General features: G+C 53.4%; 21 protein-coding genes. 15 read left to right on the top strand and 6 right to left on the bottom strand.

The window, feature by feature from the left end; genetic code table 11:
• The 4 genes from C0623_08750 to C0623_08735 all read left to right on the top strand — a co-directional run bounded on the left by C0623_08750 (position 1) and on the right by C0623_08735 (position 2,685).
• Entirely contained in the window at positions 1-1,023 is a 1,023-nt protein-coding gene (locus C0623_08750; GenBank protein ID PLX99581.1) for a low-specificity L-threonine aldolase, read from the top strand.
• A gap of 293 nt (positions 1,024-1,316) precedes the next feature.
• Positions 1,317-1,766, top strand: coding sequence for a hypothetical protein (locus C0623_08745; protein PLX99580.1), 450 nt, complete (start codon positions 1,317-1,319; stop codon positions 1,764-1,766).
• On the top strand, positions 1,766-1,981 hold the full coding sequence (locus tag C0623_08740; GenBank protein PLX99579.1) for an RND transporter: 216 nt from the start codon (positions 1,766-1,768) through the stop codon (positions 1,979-1,981). Before C0623_08745 ends, C0623_08740 begins: the two co-directional genes overlap by 1 nt.
• Positions 1,982-2,061: 80 nt before the next feature.
• Positions 2,062-2,685 carry a hypothetical protein gene (locus C0623_08735; GenBank protein PLX99578.1) on the top strand — a complete coding sequence of 208 codons (624 nt, stop codon included), beginning with the start codon at positions 2,062-2,064 and terminating at the stop codon, positions 2,683-2,685.
• Position 2,686: 1 nt separating this feature from the next.
• Here C0623_08735 and C0623_08730 read toward each other — a convergent pair whose 3' ends face one another.
• Positions 2,687-3,172: a YajQ family cyclic di-GMP-binding protein gene (locus tag C0623_08730; GenBank protein PLX99577.1), complete on the bottom strand. Its 486-nt coding sequence runs from the start codon at positions 3,170-3,172 to the stop codon at positions 2,687-2,689.
• Between the two features lie 478 nt (positions 3,173-3,650).
• On the opposite strand from C0623_08730, the gene C0623_08725 reads away from it, so the two are divergent.
• From C0623_08725 to C0623_08710, 4 genes are all read left to right on the top strand, one after another.
• The gene (locus C0623_08725; protein ID PLX99576.1) at positions 3,651-4,283 is read left to right on the top strand and encodes a hypothetical protein; all 633 of its coding nucleotides are present in this window, start codon (positions 3,651-3,653) and stop codon (positions 4,281-4,283) included.
• A gap of 13 nt (positions 4,284-4,296) precedes the next feature.
• Positions 4,297-4,707 (top strand): hypothetical protein, encoded by a 411-nt coding sequence (locus tag C0623_08720; GenBank protein PLX99575.1) that lies wholly within the window; start codon positions 4,297-4,299, stop codon positions 4,705-4,707.
• Positions 4,708-4,770: 63 nt separating this feature from the next.
• Positions 4,771-5,892 carry a hypothetical protein gene (locus tag C0623_08715; protein PLX99574.1) on the top strand — a complete coding sequence of 374 codons (1,122 nt, stop codon included), beginning with the start codon at positions 4,771-4,773 and terminating at the stop codon, positions 5,890-5,892.
• Positions 5,893-5,909: 17 nt separating this feature from the next.
• Complete coding sequence (locus C0623_08710) at positions 5,910-6,311, top strand: DUF2177 domain-containing protein (protein ID PLX99573.1); 402 nt, start codon at positions 5,910-5,912, stop codon at positions 6,309-6,311.
• A gap of 5 nt (positions 6,312-6,316) precedes the next feature.
• Here the strand turns inward: C0623_08710 and C0623_08705 are convergent, their stop codons facing one another.
• From C0623_08705 to C0623_08690, 4 genes are read right to left on the bottom strand one after another with little or no spacing between them, the layout of a single operon-like run.
• Complete coding sequence (locus C0623_08705) at positions 6,317-6,859, bottom strand: DUF2878 domain-containing protein (protein PLX99572.1); 543 nt, start codon at positions 6,857-6,859, stop codon at positions 6,317-6,319.
• Between the two features lie 4 nt (positions 6,860-6,863).
• The gene (locus C0623_08700; GenBank protein ID PLX99571.1) at positions 6,864-8,834 is read right to left on the bottom strand and encodes a DUF1365 domain-containing protein; all 1,971 of its coding nucleotides are present in this window, start codon (positions 8,832-8,834) and stop codon (positions 6,864-6,866) included.
• On the bottom strand, positions 8,831-10,099 hold the full coding sequence (locus C0623_08695) for an amine oxidase (GenBank protein ID PLX99570.1): 1,269 nt from the start codon (positions 10,097-10,099) through the stop codon (positions 8,831-8,833). Before C0623_08695 ends, C0623_08700 begins: the two co-directional genes overlap by 4 nt.
• 1 nt (position 10,100) lies before the next feature.
• Positions 10,101-10,889: a steroid 5-alpha reductase gene (locus tag C0623_08690; protein PLX99569.1), complete on the bottom strand. Its 789-nt coding sequence runs from the start codon at positions 10,887-10,889 to the stop codon at positions 10,101-10,103.
• 125 nt (positions 10,890-11,014) lie between these two features.
• Here C0623_08690 and C0623_08685 point away from each other — a divergent pair, with 125 nt between their 5' ends.
• The 3 genes from C0623_08685 to C0623_08675 are packed head-to-tail and all read left to right on the top strand — an operon-like array spanning position 11,015 to position 12,184.
• On the top strand, positions 11,015-11,668 hold the full coding sequence (locus C0623_08685; GenBank protein ID PLX99568.1) for a hypothetical protein: 654 nt from the start codon (positions 11,015-11,017) through the stop codon (positions 11,666-11,668).
• Between the two features lie 36 nt (positions 11,669-11,704).
• Positions 11,705-11,899, top strand: a complete 195-nt coding sequence (locus tag C0623_08680) for a hypothetical protein (protein PLX99567.1) — start codon at positions 11,705-11,707, stop codon at positions 11,897-11,899.
• A gap of 9 nt (positions 11,900-11,908) precedes the next feature.
• Entirely contained in the window at positions 11,909-12,184 is a 276-nt protein-coding gene (locus C0623_08675) for a hypothetical protein (protein ID PLX99566.1), read from the top strand.
• Positions 12,185-12,234: 50 nt separating this feature from the next.
• Here C0623_08675 and C0623_08670 read toward each other — a convergent pair whose 3' ends face one another.
• A complete protein-coding gene (locus tag C0623_08670; protein ID PLX99565.1) occupies positions 12,235-12,486 on the bottom strand; it encodes a hypothetical protein in 252 nt (83 codons plus the stop codon).
• 181 nt (positions 12,487-12,667) lie between these two features.
• On the opposite strand from C0623_08670, the gene C0623_08665 reads away from it, so the two are divergent.
• The 4 genes from C0623_08665 to C0623_08650 all read left to right on the top strand — a co-directional run bounded on the left by C0623_08665 (position 12,668) and on the right by C0623_08650 (position 18,198).
• A complete protein-coding gene (locus tag C0623_08665; protein ID PLX99564.1) occupies positions 12,668-13,075 on the top strand; it encodes a pyridoxamine 5'-phosphate oxidase in 408 nt (135 codons plus the stop codon).
• Positions 13,076-13,105: 30 nt separating this feature from the next.
• Positions 13,106-13,768, top strand: a complete 663-nt coding sequence (locus C0623_08660; protein ID PLX99563.1) for a hemolysin D — start codon at positions 13,106-13,108, stop codon at positions 13,766-13,768.
• A gap of 535 nt (positions 13,769-14,303) precedes the next feature.
• Positions 14,304-16,013: a chloride channel protein gene (locus C0623_08655; protein ID PLX99670.1), complete on the top strand. Its 1,710-nt coding sequence runs from the start codon at positions 14,304-14,306 to the stop codon at positions 16,011-16,013.
• Entirely contained in the window at positions 16,006-18,198 is a 2,193-nt protein-coding gene (locus C0623_08650) for an ATP-dependent DNA helicase PcrA (protein PLX99669.1), read from the top strand. Before C0623_08655 ends, C0623_08650 begins: the two co-directional genes overlap by 8 nt.
• The last annotated feature ends 242 nt before the right edge of the window (positions 18,199-18,440 follow it).

Here is an 18,440-nt window from a genome sequence, read left to right as displayed (position 1 = left end):
ATGAAGATAATTGACCTGCGCAGTGATACGGTGACCAGGCCAACCGCGGCGATGCGCGCGGTGATGGCGCAGGCCGATGTCGGCGATGATGTCTATGGCGAAGATCCGACGGTCAACCGGCTGCAGAAGGTAGCGGCGGAAATGGCGGGGAAAGCGGCCGGCCTGTTTGTGCCGAGCGGCACAATGAGCAACCTGATCGCCCTGCTCAGTCACTGTCAGCGCGGGGATGAGTATATCGTTGGCCAGCAGGCGCATACCTATAAATACGAGGGCGGTGGTGCTGCCGTTCTCGGCAGTATTCAGCCGCAACCGCTCGATTTCGAAGCGGATGGTTCTCTTGATCTGCACCAGGTAAAATCGGCAATCAAACCGAACGACAGCCATTTTGCCAGAACGTCCCTGCTCTGCCTCGAGAACAGCCAGGCCGGTAAGGTTCTGCCTCTCGATTACCAGGCCCGGGCGGCAGCCTTTTGCAATGAGCATAAACTTGCCCTGCATCTTGACGGGGCCCGCGTTGCCAATGCGGCGGTGGCGCAGATGGCCTCTCTGGAGGATATTTGTCGGCATTACGATACGGTATCGATCTGCCTGTCAAAGGGGCTTGGCGCGCCGGTCGGTTCGGTCCTGGTCGGTTCCGGGGATTTTATCTGTGAGGCGCATCGCTGGCGCAAAGTCTGTGGGGGTGGAATGCGTCAGGCCGGAATCCTGGCGGCGGCCGGGCTGTTCGCCCTTGAAAATCAGTTTGCTCGATTGGCCGACGATCATGAAAAAGCGCAGCACCTTGCCGCTGGTCTCGGCCGGATTGATCAGCTCAGGATTGATCCGGCCTCCGGCCAGAGCAACATGGTCTTTATTGACTGTGGTCAGGATATGCAGGCCGATCTGGCCACATTTCTTAAGCAGCGGGGGATTCTGGTCGGTGGCTACGACCGGCTCCGGCTGGTGACCCACATTAATATTACGGTTGCAGATGTTGCAACGGTTATCTCGGCATTTGAAGATTATTTCATAAACCGCGTCTGACCGGATCTCCCGGTCTGAAAATAGATCTTTGAGATTTTCCCTCGTCCCTGTATTCTATTCTTGTTTATTCGCCATGCGGAGTTGTCATTAACGCTCCCGGAATCAGATCGGAGATCCAATGGAATTTTTTATTGCCTGGATACTGTTCGGCTGTGCTTCATTCTCGCTTGCCAAAAGCAAGAACTTCAATCCTTACCTCTGGGCTGTTATCGGCCTGCTGATCGGCCCCTTTGCTCTGCTCGCCATCGGTATCAAGAAGTCTGCTCCCGGCCCGGAAACCGATTACGACTGAAATGATCCTGCTCGATATTTTCAAACGTAAAAAGAAGCTGACGCCGCTGTTCAAGAAGTGCTGGCAGCGGATCGGTGACGAGATTATCTATCCCGCTGTGGTCGAGGACGACCCGCCGCAGAAAATTGTTTATTACGGGCTTCTGAGTTACGCGACCATCTATGAGGTGGCCGTTGCGGTCGGAATGGAGCCCAGCACCGGGCACTACCTGGCCCGGATGCAGGTCGGGAAATTCAAGCTTGGTGCAGATGTGACCCGAATCGTCGAGGCGACTTTTTCCGGTTTGGAGAGAGCAGACGATATCGCCTACGCCGATCTTTTTCACAACCGGGTCGGCCGGATGGTCGAGATGATATGCGATGATGGCGGCGATATCACACCGCTGTTACAGGAGCTGGCGAATGCCTACAAGCCGGTGACGCTGACGACGACAACCCCGAAAGACAATTAATGACATTTCTTCGAAAAATTCCCTACCCGCCACTTTTCCTTGCGGCGCTCCTGCTTGGTCTGGCACCCTTCAAGCCGGAGCCGCATCTGGTCGAAAAATTGCGCATGTTGCTTAATGGAATACTGACCCGTCCGATCGATATATTCGATCTGCTCTTCCACGCAAGCCCGCTCCTTATTCTGGCATTAAAGTTCCTGGCGCATAAAAAACAGTAAATTCCAGGGTTGGTCTCGGCTTTCCCGGGCCGCAAGTTACAGTATACTTATGAAGAAACGTCCCCGTTCCGGAGCGCGTTATGGCAACCAGAATTGGACTGATCAGTGATATCCACGCGACGCCGGAACCTCTGCGCGAAGCACTCGGAGCTCTTGCCAATGCAGAGGTTGCGACAATCCTCTGCGCCGGTGATATTGCCGGGTATGGCCCTGACCTTGAATCTACGGTTGAACTTCTGGTCGGCAGTGATGTTCGTTCGATTCTGGGAAACCACGATCTCTGGTGGCTGGCAGATCAGCAGAGTGAAAAGGGCGGCCCGGTTGCCGATTACATGGATCAATTGCCGCTGGTCGCTGAACTGGAGATAGAAGGCTGTCGGATTGTTATGGTCCATGGATCACCCCCCGCTTCGGTGATGGAGGGGATCAAGCTACTCGACGAGGATGGCGAGATGGTCGATGAACTGCGTGACCACTGGCGTGGCCAGCTTGAGGGTTTTGCTGCCGACGTTCTCGTGGTTGGACACACCCACCAGGTTTACAGCGAAAAGATGGCCGGAATACTGGTCGTCAATCCCGGGAGCACCCTGTTCAATCACACCTGCGCCATCCTCACCCTGCCGGAGATGGAGGTCACGTTTCTGCCGATCGGCGGCAGCAAGCCTGAGCCGGCCTGGAACTGGGGAATGCAGTACCGACGCTAGATCAACTTCTCATGTTGACAAATTGCAGGTCGAGGCCGAAATCCTTCGCCTTGAGCAGCTGAATGACCGTCTGCAGATCATCAACCTTTTTGCCGGTCACCCGGACCTGGTCATCCATGATCTGAGCCTGCACCTTGAGTTTGCTGTTCTTGATCTCCTTGACGAGTTCTTTGCCCTTTTCCTTGCTGACTCCCTGGACAATCCCGATCTGCTGGCGTACGGCATTGTGCGAAGCATTCTCCTTCTTGCCATAGTCGAGACATTTGGAGGAAACCTTGCGCTGGACCAGTTTACCAATCAGGATGTCGATAATGGCTTTAAGCTTGTAGTCGTCGGCGGCAAGAATGGTAATTGCTTCATTGGCAAACTCTATTTCGTTATGCGTTCCTTTAAAATCGTAGCGTTGACTGACTTCCTTGCGGGTCTGGTTAATTGCGTTGTCGACTTCCTGCATGTCGACCTTGGAGGCGATATCGAAACTCGGCATATCGGGTCATCCTTTCAGTATTTAAGGTGCGCTTCATTTAACAGAAAACAGGATAAAAGGCAAGCTGGACCTCGCGGGATGAGGCGCCGGCATCGCGGCAGTAAAGAAAGGAAGGCAGCGGTAATAGCAAGCCGCAGGTTTTGGCGGAGAGAAGGGAAATCGATATGACTACTTCCAGGATTATTTCCAATCTGAGAGAAAAATAATGCTGTTGTGACTCGCTTTTCGCGGATGATTTGCTATTATTTAGCTAACTTCTTCATATACAGGCAAGGGAGGATGACAGTATGAACGTCTCTGAGCCGCCGGGTCATTCGCCCGACATAGGATTTTTTTGAACAGGCTGAAGAAAGGCCTGACGTGATCCCCCCGAAGGGGATACTTAACAAGATTTAACTCATTTCGAAAAACCCCGACAGAGTAAACTGTGCGGGGTTTTTCATTTGCACCCGTCCCCGCTTCTCCATAGAATCGTTGCATGGACCCGGTTTGGCTTAATTTTATATCTTTCCTTGCCGTTTATTCTTTGGCTATTGTCAGCCCCGGCCCGAATTTTATTCTCGTTGTCAACACGACCCTGGCCGGCTCCCGCAAAAGAGGCCTCTATACCGCCCTCGGTGTTGCCACCGGCAGCGGCCTGTTCGGTTTCGCCGGGTTGCTCGGATTGCTCGTTATTGTCAATGCGTTACCGCACTTTTCCATGCTGATCAGGCTGCTTGGTGGGGGGTATTTGATCTGGCTTGGATTGAAAATGGTCCGAAACAGCTTCAGAAAGGGCGGGGTCGTTGCGGAAGGAACTCCGGCCATTGTCAGCGAAGCACCATACAGGTCGTGGCAGACCGGACTTCTGACTAATCTGACCAATCCCAAGGCGTGGGCTTTCTATCTGGCACTTTTTACCGTTGTCATCACTCCGGGGTTCAATCTCCTGCACAAAGCGTTGCTCAATCTGTCGATGTTTCTGATATCGTTTTCCTGGTATGCTCTGGTTGTCGGCATGATATCGAGTCACCGGTTCGGGCCGCTGTTGCAGAAAGGCCAACGCGGCATCGAGCTTGTCCTTGGTGTTCTGCTGCTGGCACTGGGTGGTCGGATGTTTTTGAGCATATAAAAGAGAGGCCAGAATGAAGCTGCTGATGATTTATGCCGAGCACTTTGCTTACACGCCGGCGCAAAAAGCGATCGAAGACCAGCCCGACTCTGATCAGCCTGCTGAAATTATCGAGGCGGTTATCGGCTTTATTCATGCCGAGGCCGCAGATGAAGAAGATGCGGCCAGGGTCGAGAAGAAACTTATCAAGAACCTCAAGTGGGGCGCCCGCAAGAACAATACACAGAAAATTGTCCTGCATTCGTTTTCGCACCTTGCCGAAACCAAGGCCAACCCCGATTTTACCGGGGCTCTGCTCGACCGATCGGCTCAGCGCCTGGTGAATGCCGGTTACGAGGTCTCGCAGACCCCTTTCGGCTACTTTCTCGACCTCGACCTGCAGGCGCCGGGGCGATCGACAGCCCGGATATTTGTCTCGATTTGATCGATTGACATCGCCCCGTACTGTGTAAGATTTGTGTAATATGGTTCGGGTCAAGGAGTTGTGATGAAAAAAAATTATACCCTGCTGTTGTCGGCTCTTTTTCTGTTATTGCTCTTCGGGTGCGGTGGTGACTCGGGATCCAGTGGTGTGGTTCTGGCCGGTGATACCGGAACCCTGGCCGGTGACGGGACCCAGGCCTTCCAGGACAGCATCGACGGTACCGGCGCCACTGCCCAGTTCAATTTTCCGCGGGGTTTGGCCACCGACGGAGATTATCTCTACCTGGCCGAGAGTACTGGCCGGCGGGTCCGTCGCATCGATCCGATGACCGGAGAAACGGTCAATTTTGCTGGTGATGGCACTGCCGGTAGCCAGGACAGCACCGATGGCACTGGCATGACCGCCAGTTTTGCAGAGCCCAGCCAGATTGTTTATCTAGGGAACCATCTTTACCTGGCCGACTCCGCGGCGCATAATATCCGCAAGATTCATGTTCCGACTGGCGAGACATCCACTATTGCCGGTACTGGTGTTGCCGGCTATCAAGACAGTACAGACGGCACTGGCGCGACCGCGCAATTCAACCGACCAACCGGAATAACCCACGATGAATCATTCCTTTATGTCGCGGATCAGGACAATTGTTATATTCGGCGCGTTCAGCCGTTGACCGGGGAAACGACAACTTTGTCTGGTAATGGTGTCTGTAGCGATCAGGAAAGCACTGATGGCACCGGCGCAACAGCCGGATTTAATGCACCGATTCAGGTTTACCAGGCAAGGCCGCCGATCGGAACTTTCCTTTATGTCGGGACTTATTCACGGATTTTCAAGGTGAACAAGAATACCGGTGCAGCCACCTTTTTCGCCGGGAACGGCACACCAGCGTTTCAGGATAGTACCGACGGTACCGGAGCGACGGCCCGGTTCAATCTGATTCTCGGATTGTGTAGTGACGGATATTTCCTCTATGTTGGTGATGCCAGCAACAACCGGGTTCGCAAGGTCGATCTTGGTACCGGCAACACGACAACTCTGGCCGGCGACGGAACCGCGGCCTTCCAGGACAGCACCGACGGCACCGGCGCCACCGCCCGTTTCAGCAGTCCACGCGCCTGCGTCAACTATGGCGGCAGCTTGTTTGTCGCCGATGGCGGCAATCACCGGGTCAGGATGATTGATTGATTAAAAGGAGATGACTGATGGGCTACTATATTAAACTCTACCTGTTGACTATTCCGGTTTTTTTCGCGATCGATATGATCTGGCTCGGCTTTGTCGCGCGCCCTTTCTACAAAAAACATCTCGGCTATATTCTCAGCCCTGAAGTCAACTGGACGGCAGCGTTCGCGTTCTACCTGATGTATATTGTCGGAATTATCTTTTTCGCGGTGCGGCCGGCCCTGGAAATGGACTCGCTGGGTCGGGCGGTGATGCTCGGAGCCTTCTTTGGATTTATTACCTATGCGACCTATGATCTGACCAACCTTGCGACTTTGAAGGACTGGCCGCTGACGGTGGTAATTGTCGATATTGCCTGGGGCACCGTTCTTTGCGCCCTGGTCGCGAGCGGCAGCTTTCTGATCGGGCGCTGGCTGCAGTAGCAGTGTTATTTCTGAAAACGGTATCGTCCGGGCAACCGGGACGGTGCAAACTTGCCACTGAGGAAAACCAGGAACGGGGTGACGACGGCCCAGCAGACAGCGAGGCTGACGATGCTCATGGTGATTTCCGCTGGAAATGTTGCGGCGCCGAGGCGGACTCCGGCGTAATAGGCGAGCGGTCCTCCGATTCCTCCGAAGAGGGCCGCCAGAAGGTAGCTTTTTCGTAGCCAGTTGAGAGCGAAATGGAACAAGGTCGCAAACTGGGCCCAGATGACGAAGATCCAGAGCGGCAGCCAGAGCGGCCATGCCGGATCGGTTTTAAAGGCGAAGATCCCGAAAGCCTGCTGTCCCGTATCGACAACGATACCGATCAACATTGCTGCCAGCATCAGCTTTATTTCCGGTTTGCGGTCCTCGACCAGGGCGACGTGCAAAACACTTAGCGCCAGTGCCGCCAGACCGCCACTGAGCGGGTATCCCCAGGCCGCGCCGAGGACGCAACAGAACCAGCCGACCTGGTAGAGGGTGATGTTGACCAGAGTCGCCATCTTTTCAACCTTCCGGTTTCTCGAGGATTATCTGGGCCAGATCTATTTTGCCGCTGTTAAACCCGCCCTCGCAGTAGGCGAAGTAGTACTCCCATTTCCGGATGAAGGTGTCGTCAAAACCCAGCGCTTTTATTTTCGATTGCTTCTTCATGAAGACATCACGCCAGATTGCCAGGGTTCGGGCATAGTGTCGGGCGAAGTTTTCGAGGTCGACCCATTTCAGTGAAGTTTCCCGGCTTGTAATCTCCTGCATGACCGCAACCGAGGGAAGGTGCCCGCCCGGGAAAATGTGCTTGCGAATCCAGTCGGAACTTCGCCGGTAGGCATCGTAGTTGTCATCATCGATGGTGATGACCTGGATCACCGCTCGCCCACCCGGCTCAAGGGCTCTTTCGCAGGCTTCAAAATAAGGTTTTAGGCCGGCGTGACCGACCGCCTCGAGCATTTCGATTGAAACAATTTTCGAAAATGTTCCCTCGATATGGCGGTAGTCGCAGATTTTAATCTCGATTTTATCTTCAAGCCCTGCTTCGGTGACGCGCGCGCGCGCAAGTTTTAGCTGCTCCTCAGACACGGTGATGCCGGTGACCCGGCAGCCGGTCTGTCGTACTGCCTCAATGGCAAACCCACCCCAGCCGCAGCCGATCTCCAGAACGTGGTCGTCGGCTGATATCTTGGCCTTTTCAATGATCCGGTGCAGCTTGTTGAGCTGCATCTGAGCCAGATCGTCACCATCCGTATCGGCGATACCGCAAGAGTAGGTCATGGTGGGATCAAGGAAAGTGGCGAAAAAATCGTTGCTCAGGTCATAATGCTCGCGAATATTTCGCGAGCTTCCGCGCACCGTGTTCGGGCGCTGCAGATGCCGGATGAAGTTAATGGTTCGGCCAACCAGGGCAGTCGTCAAGCTCTTGTCGTCGAGCGCGTCCTCGTTTTCGGCCAGCAGGGTCAGAAGTTCCGCCAGATCGGGTGTCGACCAGTTGGCATACATGTAGGCTTCACCGAAACCGATATCTCCGGAGACCATGGCTCTCCGGAAAAAGATATTGTCAAGTATGTCGATCTGAGCATTTCTGCCGCTATCGGCATTACCAAATTGCCGTTGTGTTCCATCCGGCAAATTCATCGTCAGTTCGCCTTTTTGCAGATTGCTGAAAAAGTTCATGACCAGGCGTTTGCCGATTTTTTCGATCATGGTAGGAGGTGCTGTTCGGATCGTCATCGGGTCGGCCGGGCTTGGTCGGTTATACACGGGTAGTCTCCTTTGCCAGTAGAGTCTTGCCGCCTGCCAAAGGATACGTGGCATGGTCAGGGCGGCACAGAGTGGATGGCTGACCAGGTTTCGCAACAGGTTCGAGCTGGTAAAAGGTCGGGCCTTTCCGGTCAGCCTGGCGATGAGCTTTACTTCTTCATCAATACTGTATTTAAAGGTAATGTCAACTGTCTCGCCGGCCGGTGAAAAGATAAATTCATAGGTCCCGGTTCGCGGGAAAAACGGCGAAACATGGAAGACCTTATTGCCATGAAAATGGTAGTTGTTATTCGAAGTGCTCATTTCAGGTTGCTTGAGCAGATAGATATGGCTGTCACCAAAAGTGTTGTTGACCTGGGTCACGATGCAGACGAGCTGATTTTTTTTGTCATAGCAATAAAAAAAACTGACAGGATTAAAGATGTAGTTAAGGTATCGGGCCGCGGTAATTAATTCGACCCGTTGGACCGGAGTCGTGACTCCCTGATTCTCCAGGAGTTGGTCAAGTTTGGCCCGGATACTGCCGGTGTCTGATGTCAGGTAGTCGCGATCATGAAGTGATACAGGGCGGATACGGTTGTAGCCGAACAGGGGTGTCGCCGCATCAAGATCGGCCAGGTCATCAAGGTCGAAACCATAAAAGTAAAAGGGGTAGCGGAAGCGATGTTCAACCGGTGCCATGCGGGCATGCGTGACTTCGCCGGTGTATATTCGCGAATTCATAAAGTGATTCCCATCGATTTGCCGACATGAACAGACGACAAAACAGCATCTTCATGAAAGCCGTGACCAAAATAACTGCCACAGTACCAGGTGTTTCTCTGGCCGTTGAGGAGCGGAAGTTTCTCCTGGGTGTCGACCGAGGAAAAACTGTATAGCGGGTGATGATAGTCGATTTCCCGAATGACCGTGCCCGGGTTGAATTCATCCTGTCGGTTCAGTGTTACGCAGTAGTGAGAGTTTGATTTTAATCCCTGGAGCCGGTTCATGTAATAGGTCACATACACCGGCCGTTCCTGACCGTCGGTGACATCCCGTCTGAAGTTCCAGGCGCACCAGGCCCGTTTTAGTGGCGGCAGCATCGATGAGTCTGTATGCAGGACGGTCCGATTGTGTTGGTACTGCCACGGCCCGAGGAGATCTTTTTCCTCCTGGCTCGGATCAGCAAGGAGCTGGAGGGCCTGGTCCGCATGGGTCGCGATAACCACCCTGTCGAAGTGTTTTTCCGGTCCGTTTTTGAAACAGATTCGAATGCCATTCTCATCGCGGAATATTTTTTCGATGGCTGCGGTGAGACGAATATCTCCTTTGAATATGTTTTTGAATTCCTTGACATACGCCTGACTGCCGCCAACCACGGTTTTCCAGACCGGTCGATTCTTCAGTGAAAGCAGGCCATGGTTGCGAAAGAAGTCGAGAAAAGATCGGGCCGGAAAATCACCAATCTGGGTCAGCGGGGTTGACCAGATGGCCGCTGCCATCGGGGCCAGGTAATTGTCGGTCAGGTAGTCGGAGTATTGATGTCGGTTGAGATAGTCTGTGAGGGTTTCAGCTCTGATCGAGTAATTTTCAAGATCGAGTTGCGCCTGGCGGCAAAATCTTGCAATTTCGAGCAGAAATTTCAAAAACCGGGGATTGATCGCGTTGCGACGCTGGGCAAACAGCCCGTTGAGGTTTGAACCGCCGTAGATCAGGCCGGTTTTGCGGCAGTCGAGGCTGAAAGACATTTCCGAGACGCGCGTTTCGACCCCGAGTCGTGACAAAAACGTTTCAAAGTTGGGGTAGGTCTGATCGTTGAGGACAATAAAGCCGGTATCGACCGGAAGTCCAGCATCCGGGCCATCGGGGATTTCGATGGTGTTGGTGTGGCCGCCGAGATAGTCATTCTTCTCAAACAGGGTAACGTTATATTCTTTTTGTAAAAGATATGCGGCAACAATGCCGGCTACCCCCCCGCCAACCACGGCCACTGACTGATTCGATGACATATCACCCCTCCGGAATAGTTATTTCGGGTTTTGGAAACCACGGGAAAAAAGCATTGGTTTTTTTGCGGTATGCCTTGAACTCCGGGTCCCCCTCGTATTTTTTTTCCAGCATCGGGATGCCGGAGACCTTGAGCAGTAAAAATGCGATCAGCAGGGGGCTGATAATGCCATAAACTCCATTTTCTGCTGACAGGCCGATCAGGAACACACCCCACCATAAGGTTGCTTCACCAAAGTAATTCGGGTGTCTTGTATACTGCCAGATGCCGTAACGCATAATCCGTCCCTTGTTTTCAGGTTTGCGTTTGAATATCAAAAGCTGCCAGTCGCCGATGGCTTCGAACAGGAAGCCGAGCAGCCAGATTGTGATCCCGAGAAAATCGAGCAGGGTCAACGGGCCGCCCGGTGCCCTGATGACGAGCAATACAGGAGTCGATATTAAAAGAATGACAGCACCCTGAAGCATGAAGATCTGAAGATAACTTCGCCAGACGAATGTCTTCCCCCAGTCTTCGCGCCACTTGGCGTAACGGAAGTCTTCACCGTGGCCTTTCTTGCGCAGAAAAAGGTGTATGGCCAAGCGGCATCCCCAGAGTGTAAGGACGGCAAGAATAAGCAATTGTCTCTGATGGGATAAGCCAAAATGGATGGCAGCCCCCCAGCAACCGACAAGAAAAACGAGACCGTAAAAGATATCGACGATGCTGTTGTCTTTTATGGCCATGGCGATCACGAAAATGAGGGTCATGGTTACAAAAATGAGTAAAGTCGTAAAGCTGAAAATTGCCATAAACTTCAACCTGTTCGAAAGGTGTTAACCTGCTGACAATATTAAACTTAATGATATCGTGAAACATCGTCAGTGCAAATCATAAAAAACGCCAGGTTCTGGCTTCGTTTTAAAGTCGCTGGCAAATGCAACCGTATTTGTTATATTTGCGAAAAGGAAATATCATGAATAGAATAAATTATCTGAATCAGGTCCTTCTGGTTTTCCGCTGGTTGGTTGTTGGCTCCCTGTTATTGCAAGGGCTGATAATGGCCAGAAATGCCACGGCGGAGACGATTGAGGTCGAAGGTGTCGCGTTTCCGGTTTCTTACCAGTCGGGTGAAGTCAAGCTGGAGCTTCGGGGTGCGGCTGTGCTGCGTTGGGCAAGACTTGTCGATCTTTACGCCGGTGCTTTTTACCTGCCGGCAGGGGTTGATGCCAGCAAATGGGGCAGCGATGTGGACAAGCATCTCGAGCTTTGTTACTTCAGGGAAATTCCGGCAAAAGGTTTTATCGAGGCTTCCCAGGATCACCTGCAGGATAATCTTCCCGCTGATCGGCTTGGCGGTCTCCAGGCGCGACTGAACGATTTGTACAAGCTCTTCAAAGATGTCGGGCCGGGCGATCGCTACATTTTGGCCTACACCCCGGATGTTGGAACTGTTCTCAAGCTCAATGGTGAACCGCTCGGGACTATTCCGGGGGCTGACTTTGCTGAGGCCTATTTCGGGATCTGGTTGGGTGAAAGCCCGTTGAACAAAAGGTTTCGTGATCAGGTTCTCGGTATTTCTTCATCCTGAATATCTTGTTTTTGCCAACTCAAGAGGAGATGGAAAATGAAAAAGATGATTCGCGCAGTCGGCGTTGTCGCGGCAACTTTACTGGCATCGAACGCCGGAGCACTTCAGATTGGTGATGCCGCACCGGGGTTCTCGGCACAGTCGACGGACGGTGAGATCACGTTGAGCCGTTTCCTCGAAAAAGGGCCGGTCGTTCTGGCGCTCTATTATGCCGACTTTACCTCCGGCTGAACCAGTGAAATGCAGGCTTTCCAAAATGACATTGATCGTTTTGAAAAGCTCAATGCCCAGGTGCTGGGTGTCAGTTCCGATTCGGTGGAAACACATCAGGAATTTGCCAAGTCTCTCGATTTGTCGTTTCCGCTGCTTTCCGACGATGGCAGCATCCGTAAATTCTACGGTGGCGGCCGCATCACCTATATTATTGATCAGGCCGGGATAATTCAATTTGTGCAAAAAGGGATGCCTGACAACGACAGGTTGATTTCGGTTCTTGAAAATCTGAAATCCTACTGAGGAGCCAAACAAAAAGCCCGCTTGGATGGCGGGCTTTTTGCGGTATGGGGTTAATGATAGACTGCGGTTCCGAGATCAATCAGCTTGCGAAGTTGGTGAACCGTGTGTTCGCTACCGACAGCGACCAGCCGTCCGTCGATCAATAAGCTTGGCAGGTTGCGATACTGAAGCTTCGCAAGTTTTTTCGGATCCATAACCGAAACGACTTCGGCGTTCAGGTTGAGATCTGTGAGGGCTTGATAAACTTTTGCCCGCATCAGGTCACATTGTTCATCAGCCTGGCACAAGATTTCGATTTTCATCTCTTTTCTCCATTCTGGCTGACGGCGTATAATTATCTTACCTGTCGGCTCTTGCCCGATGTAACGTGCATTGGCACGTTTTTATTCTGTTCTTCTTGCTGAAAAGAGTCGAGATGCTGAATCTTCCGCAAAATATGATAAAGCTTAGCTGGACAGTCGTGAATATCGAAAGGAAAGAACTATGTTACTAAAAGATTATTTTGAGCAGATGAATGGGACTGGAGTTTTGGCGACCGCAGATGCCAATGGCATCGTCAATTCAGCGATCTATGCGAAGCCGCATGTTACGGAAAATGGGCAACTGGTTTTTCTGATGCGGGAACGAACAAGTTACAGCAATATCCGGAACAATCCGGCAGCAAGTTTCATGTTTATCGAAAGCGGCGCCGGTTACAAAGGGCTTCGCCTGCGTCTGCAGAAGGTTGGCGAAGAGGTCAATGAACAATTGTTGGCCGAGATGACCCGGAGCTGGATCAGTCGCGATGAAGATGTTGCTCTCGGGCCAAAGCATCTGGTTGTTTTTGCAGTCGAGCAGGCTCGTAACCTGGTTGGCGATGGTGAACCGGGACTCACCTGGAATCCGGAATAATAAAACAACCAAACAACCGGGATCTCAGCCTTGGCGAAGAAGAATAAGAGCTTAATCGACTACTCTCTTGCCGAAGAGCGGTTCAATCGCATCAGCCATGCTCTTGCCGTACTGATCGGTCTGCTGGCGGCTGCATGGCTGATCGTCGCTGCCAGCCAAAGCGGTGATCCCTACCGTATTGTCGGCAGCGTCGTTTTCGGTGTTTCGTTAGTCTCCTTTTACACGGTTTCGACCCTGTATCATTCAGTTCGTTCGGATCGATTGCGCCTGCTTTTCCGCAAGCTCGACCATGTCGGTATCTACCTGTTAATCGCTGGCACCTATACGCCGATTACCCTGGTGACATTACGCGATGGTCGGGGCTGGATGCTGTTCGGTATTGTCTGGACTCTGGCTCTGGCCGGGATAGTTTTCAAGGCTTTTATGGTTCAACGGATACCATTCCTGGCGCCGGTTCTGTATATTGCGCTCGGCTGGATAATCGTTATTGATCTGGAGGGCCTTCTCGAAGGGATGCCGAGGAAGGGTGTCGAATGGCTGGTCGCCGGCGGGGTCACGTACACTGTCGGAATTGTTTTTTATGCCATCAATAAAATTCCACATCATCACGGCATCTGGCACCTTTTCGTAATCGGTGGCAGTCTCTGTCATTATCTCTGTATCCTATGGTACGTCATCCCCCTTCAAGCATGAGATTATGACCAGGGTGAAAGCTGCTGCAAGCAATCTGTTTCAATGTCTGGTCGGTGAGCGCAGGCCAATCAGGCGACGAATGTTGTCAATGGTATGACCGGTGCCGACGGCAATGGGTTGGCCATCGATCACCATGCCGGCTTTGGCGTTGGCCTTCAGCTGGTGCTGCACTGACCGGTCCATCACTATTCGACTTCGGCCTCCATCTGCTGTAAGCAAGCGCATGTTCGACATGTGCTTTCAGCAGATCACAGTAAATCTCCATGGTACAGACGATATCAATTTCCATCTTTTCAGCCTCTCTTCGGATCAGGTACCTCTGGATTTTATCACTATAGGCGGCGTTCGGATCGAGTCCGGCCGATTTTTCTGGTTTCACCTGTTTACATTCGGGGTGTTTAGCGCTAACGTATGGCTCCGATGGCGTGATCATGGTGTCGCGCATAAACACTGATTCTTCGGGAGCTTCAATTCAATGCTGGCCCGCCTGCAATACGCATTTTTCAACCGGTTTCACCTTAGCGAAAACACCTTCATGATTGTCATGGCGGTCGTCATCGGACTGCTCGCCGGGCTGGGCAATTATGCCTTTAGCCAGACCATCGAGTTCTTTCACTGGCTGGTCTTCGAACAGGGCCTCGATTTTTTCCATATCTCGCTTGATCACTGGAGCCTGTCCCGCATCTGGACGATCTTCTTTCCGGCGATCGGTGGCCTGCTGTTGATTCCATTCGGCATCTGGTTCAAGAAGGATATGAGCTTCAGCTTTCCGAAGTTCCTGGAAAAGGTGAATCTGCGTGGTGCCAAGCTGCCGTTACGGACCATCTTTACCCGCGGCATGGCATCAGCGATTACCCTTGGCACCGGCGGTTCGGCCGGGCAGGAGGGGCCGATCGCCCAGATCGGCGGTGCGATTGGCAGCCAGTTCGGCCAGGCTTGTCGCATCGGCGGCGACCGGCTCAAGATCCTCGTCGCCTGTGGTGTCGCCGGCGGGGTTGCTGCGACTTTTAATGCGCCAATTGCCGGGGTCTTCTTCGCCCAGGAGATTGTTCTGCTCGCCAGTTTTGAACTGTCGAGCTTTACTTCAATTGTCGTAGCCAGCGGCATGGCGACGGTCGTCTCCCGGGCGCTGCTCGGCGACATCTCTGAACTCTATGCGCCGCAATATGTTTTGAGCTCGTTCTGGGAGCTGCCACTTTATGTCATCCTCGGCCTGATCATTGGGGCGCTCGCGGCCTTCTTTATCGATATCCACTTCAAAATCAAGGATGCTTTCGCCGCCATCGAAATACCGCGCCTGGCCAAGCCGGTAATTGGTGGCCTGCTGGTCGGCCTGGTCGGGCTCTTCTTTCCGCAGGTCTTCGGCAACGGTTATGAATTTATGCAGACAGTTCTGCTCGGCGAAGGGGTCTGGTGGATGCTGCTGGCCCTGATTGTCGTCAAGATGATTGCGACGTCGTTGACTCTCGGGTCCGGTCTGCAGGGCGGGCTGTTCGCCCCCTGTCTTTATCTCGGCGCAGTGACTGGAGGGGCTTTCGGCAAGCTGGCGCAGATGATTTTCCCGGCGATGTCGCTTTCAGCCGGCGCCTATGCGGTTGTCGGCATGGGGGCGTTTCTGGCGGCAGCAACCCACGCTCCGATGACCGCTATTTTCATGTTGTTTGAAATCACCGACTCTTACGAGGTGATTGTACCGATCATGCTCAGTTGCGTGATCGGTACTGCCGTTTGCCGGCACTTCAAAAAAGAGAGTCTCGATACGGTTGAGCTGGCCAAGGCCGGGATCGATCTTGAGTCGGGCAAGGAACGCAACATCATGAAATCGATCCGGGTCGGCGATGTAATGAATACAAAACCGGAAACAATCCCCGAGCATATGACCCTCGGCCAGTTCGCTGATTTTATTGCCACGACCCGCCACACGAATTTTCCACTGGTTAACGCCAAAAAGGAGATGACCGGAATCATCTCGGTCCAGGATTTCATGGGGGTGGTTTTTGAAAAGGATCTGATGGACCTGATCGTCGTCAAGGAGCTGGCGACCCTGGATGTCATTACGGTGACGGCTGCGGATGATCTTGATGCGGCGATGAAGAAGATCGGTTACCGCAACATCGAACAGCTGCCTGTGGTCAAGCAGGAGAATGGCAATAAATTGATCGGCATTGTTTCCCGGCGTGACATGGTCTCGGCGTACAATAAAGAGCTGATGAGCCGGACCCTGGAAGAGGATGGCGATGAATGACCTGTTGACCGGGCTCAATCCTCCCCAGCAGGAGGCGGTTCAATCCTGTGACGGCCCACTGCTGATTCTCGCCGGCGCCGGCTCCGGCAAAACCAGGGCCCTGACCCGGAGGGTTGCCTGGCTGATTCGCGAAAACGGTGTTGCCCCGCGTCAGATACTGGCGGTTACCTTCACCAATAAGGCGGCCGGCGAGATGCGCGAACGGGTTGCGGAACTGCTCGGTTCAGCTGAAGGGCTCTGGGTCTCGACCTTCCATTCGGCCTGTGTTCGCATCCTGCGCCAGGATATACAGCGTATCGGCTACGATTCGCATTTCACCATCTACGACGATCAGGACCAGGAGCGCCTCCTCAAAAATTTACTCAAGGATATGCATGTTCCGGAAAAGTCGCTGAAGCCGCGGGCCGCAGCCATAGCTATCGACTCGGCCAAGAACAAGGGGCTTTATCCCGATGCGATGCCGCGCAATGATCACTACGCAAAGCTGATCGCCTCGGTTTACGAACAGTATCAACAGCGGCTGCAGGAATCGAATGCGCTCGATTTCAATGACCTGCTTTTGTTGACCCTGCGCCTGTTTGAGGAGGTTCCCGAGGCGCTGCAGTACTGGCAGGATCGTTTCCGCTATGTTCTGGTTGACGAATTCCAGGATACCAACAAGGTCCAGTACCGCCTGGTCCGGCTGCTGGCCGAGCAACACCGCAACCTCTGCGTGGTCGGTGACGACGACCAGTCGATTTACAGCTGGCGGGGTGCCGAGGTCGGCAATATCCTTGGTTTCGAGGCCGATTTTCCCGACTGCAAGATTATCCGCCTTGAACAGAACTACCGCTCGTCGCAGACCATTCTCGGCGCCGCTCAGGCGGTGGTCGACAAAAATATAGGGCGCAAAGGAAAAGAGCTCTGGACCGAGAACCCGAAGGGTGAGGAACTGACCATTGAGGCCTGTCCCGATGATGTCGAAGAGGGGCGTTTTGTCGCCCGGGAAATCAAGCGGCTGCAGCGGTCCGGACGGCATCTGCGCGATATCGCCATCTTTTACCGAACCAACGCCCAGTCGCGGGTTCTCGAGGAGTCATTACGGAGTCACAATCTGCCGTATGTGATGTTCGGCGGCGTTAAGTTTTATTCCCGCCTCGAGGTCAAGGACGTTCTCGCCTATCTTCGATTGCTGGTCAATCCGGCTGATTCTGTTTCGGCGCAACGGGTTATCAATGTTCCGGGGCGTGGTATCGGCGCCGTAACGGTCGATAAAATTGCGGCCTTTACGGCCGAAGCCGGCGGCTTTTTTTCCGCCTGTAAAGTTGCTCTCGAGAAAGAAGCGCTACCGGTTGCGGCGGCAAAAAAAGTCGCTGTTTTTGTAGCGCTGATTGAAGATTTTGCTTCGCGGCTGGAAACGCAGGATTTCCCGCAACTGACGGCCGACCTGATTGAAGAGACCGGTTATGGCCCGCAGCTGCGGGCCGAGAAGACGGAAGAGGCCCGCAACCGGCTCGACAACCTCGAGCAGCTGCTGGCCGGAATGGAGGAGCATGCGGCCACCGCCGGTTCGCTTTCCGGGTACCTGGAGCAGATATCGCTGATTACCGACCTCGACTCCTATGATCCGTCGCTTGACCGGGTGACTCTGATGACCCTGCATGCCGCCAAAGGGCTCGAGTTTCCGGTCGTATTCATGGCCGGAATGGAAGAGGGGATTTTTCCACATTCAAGGGCCGGATACGGCGGTGATGAGTTCGAAGAGGAACGGCGACTCTGTTACGTCGGCATGACCCGGGCGATGGACAAGCTCTATCTGACCCATGCCCGCCGCCGTCGAATCTACGGATCCTACCAGTATAATCCGCCGTCGGTTTTTCTTGCCGACATTCCGCGCACGCATCTGCAGAAGCCGGCGGCCGATGGGATGCAGCATGCGGCCAGCAACAACCTCGCCTCGGTATTCGAATCAATCGGCGAGCAAGTGGCAATAGATGAGCCGGACGATTTTGTTGATGATGTCCGGGTTGTTCCGGATGCAGAAGAGGGGCTGCGGATCGGCATGAACGTTCGCCATGTCAAGTTCGGTGTCGGCGTTGTCCGGCGGATCGAGGTGCAGGGGGACAACCAGAAGGTGATCGTCTATTTTCAACGCATCGGTCCGAAAAAACTCCTCCTCAAGTTTGCCGGACTTGAGCCGGCCTAGGTTAGAAGTTGAAGCGTTGCTCCTTTGCTGGCAAATTCGTGTGCATGCGCCCACACTGTGCTGGTAACCAGGGGCACTACCTGTACTTAAGTTAAGTCGGGACACTACCCGAATCTCAGGGAAGTGTCCCCCTGTAGACAGAAGACAAGAAGAACCGCCGGGTCCCGGCCCGGCAGCCGGGTTCATTTCTTTATTGAGCGATAAAGAAACGAACCAAAGAAACCGCTCCCTTGCCGGGGGCT

This window comes from Desulfuromonas sp. (assembly GCA_002869615.1).
Taxonomy (GTDB): domain Bacteria; phylum Desulfobacterota; class Desulfuromonadia; order Desulfuromonadales; family UBA2294; genus BM707.
The sequence above is the reverse complement of the archived record's forward strand: the minus strand, read 5'-3'. Positions and strand labels throughout refer to the sequence as shown.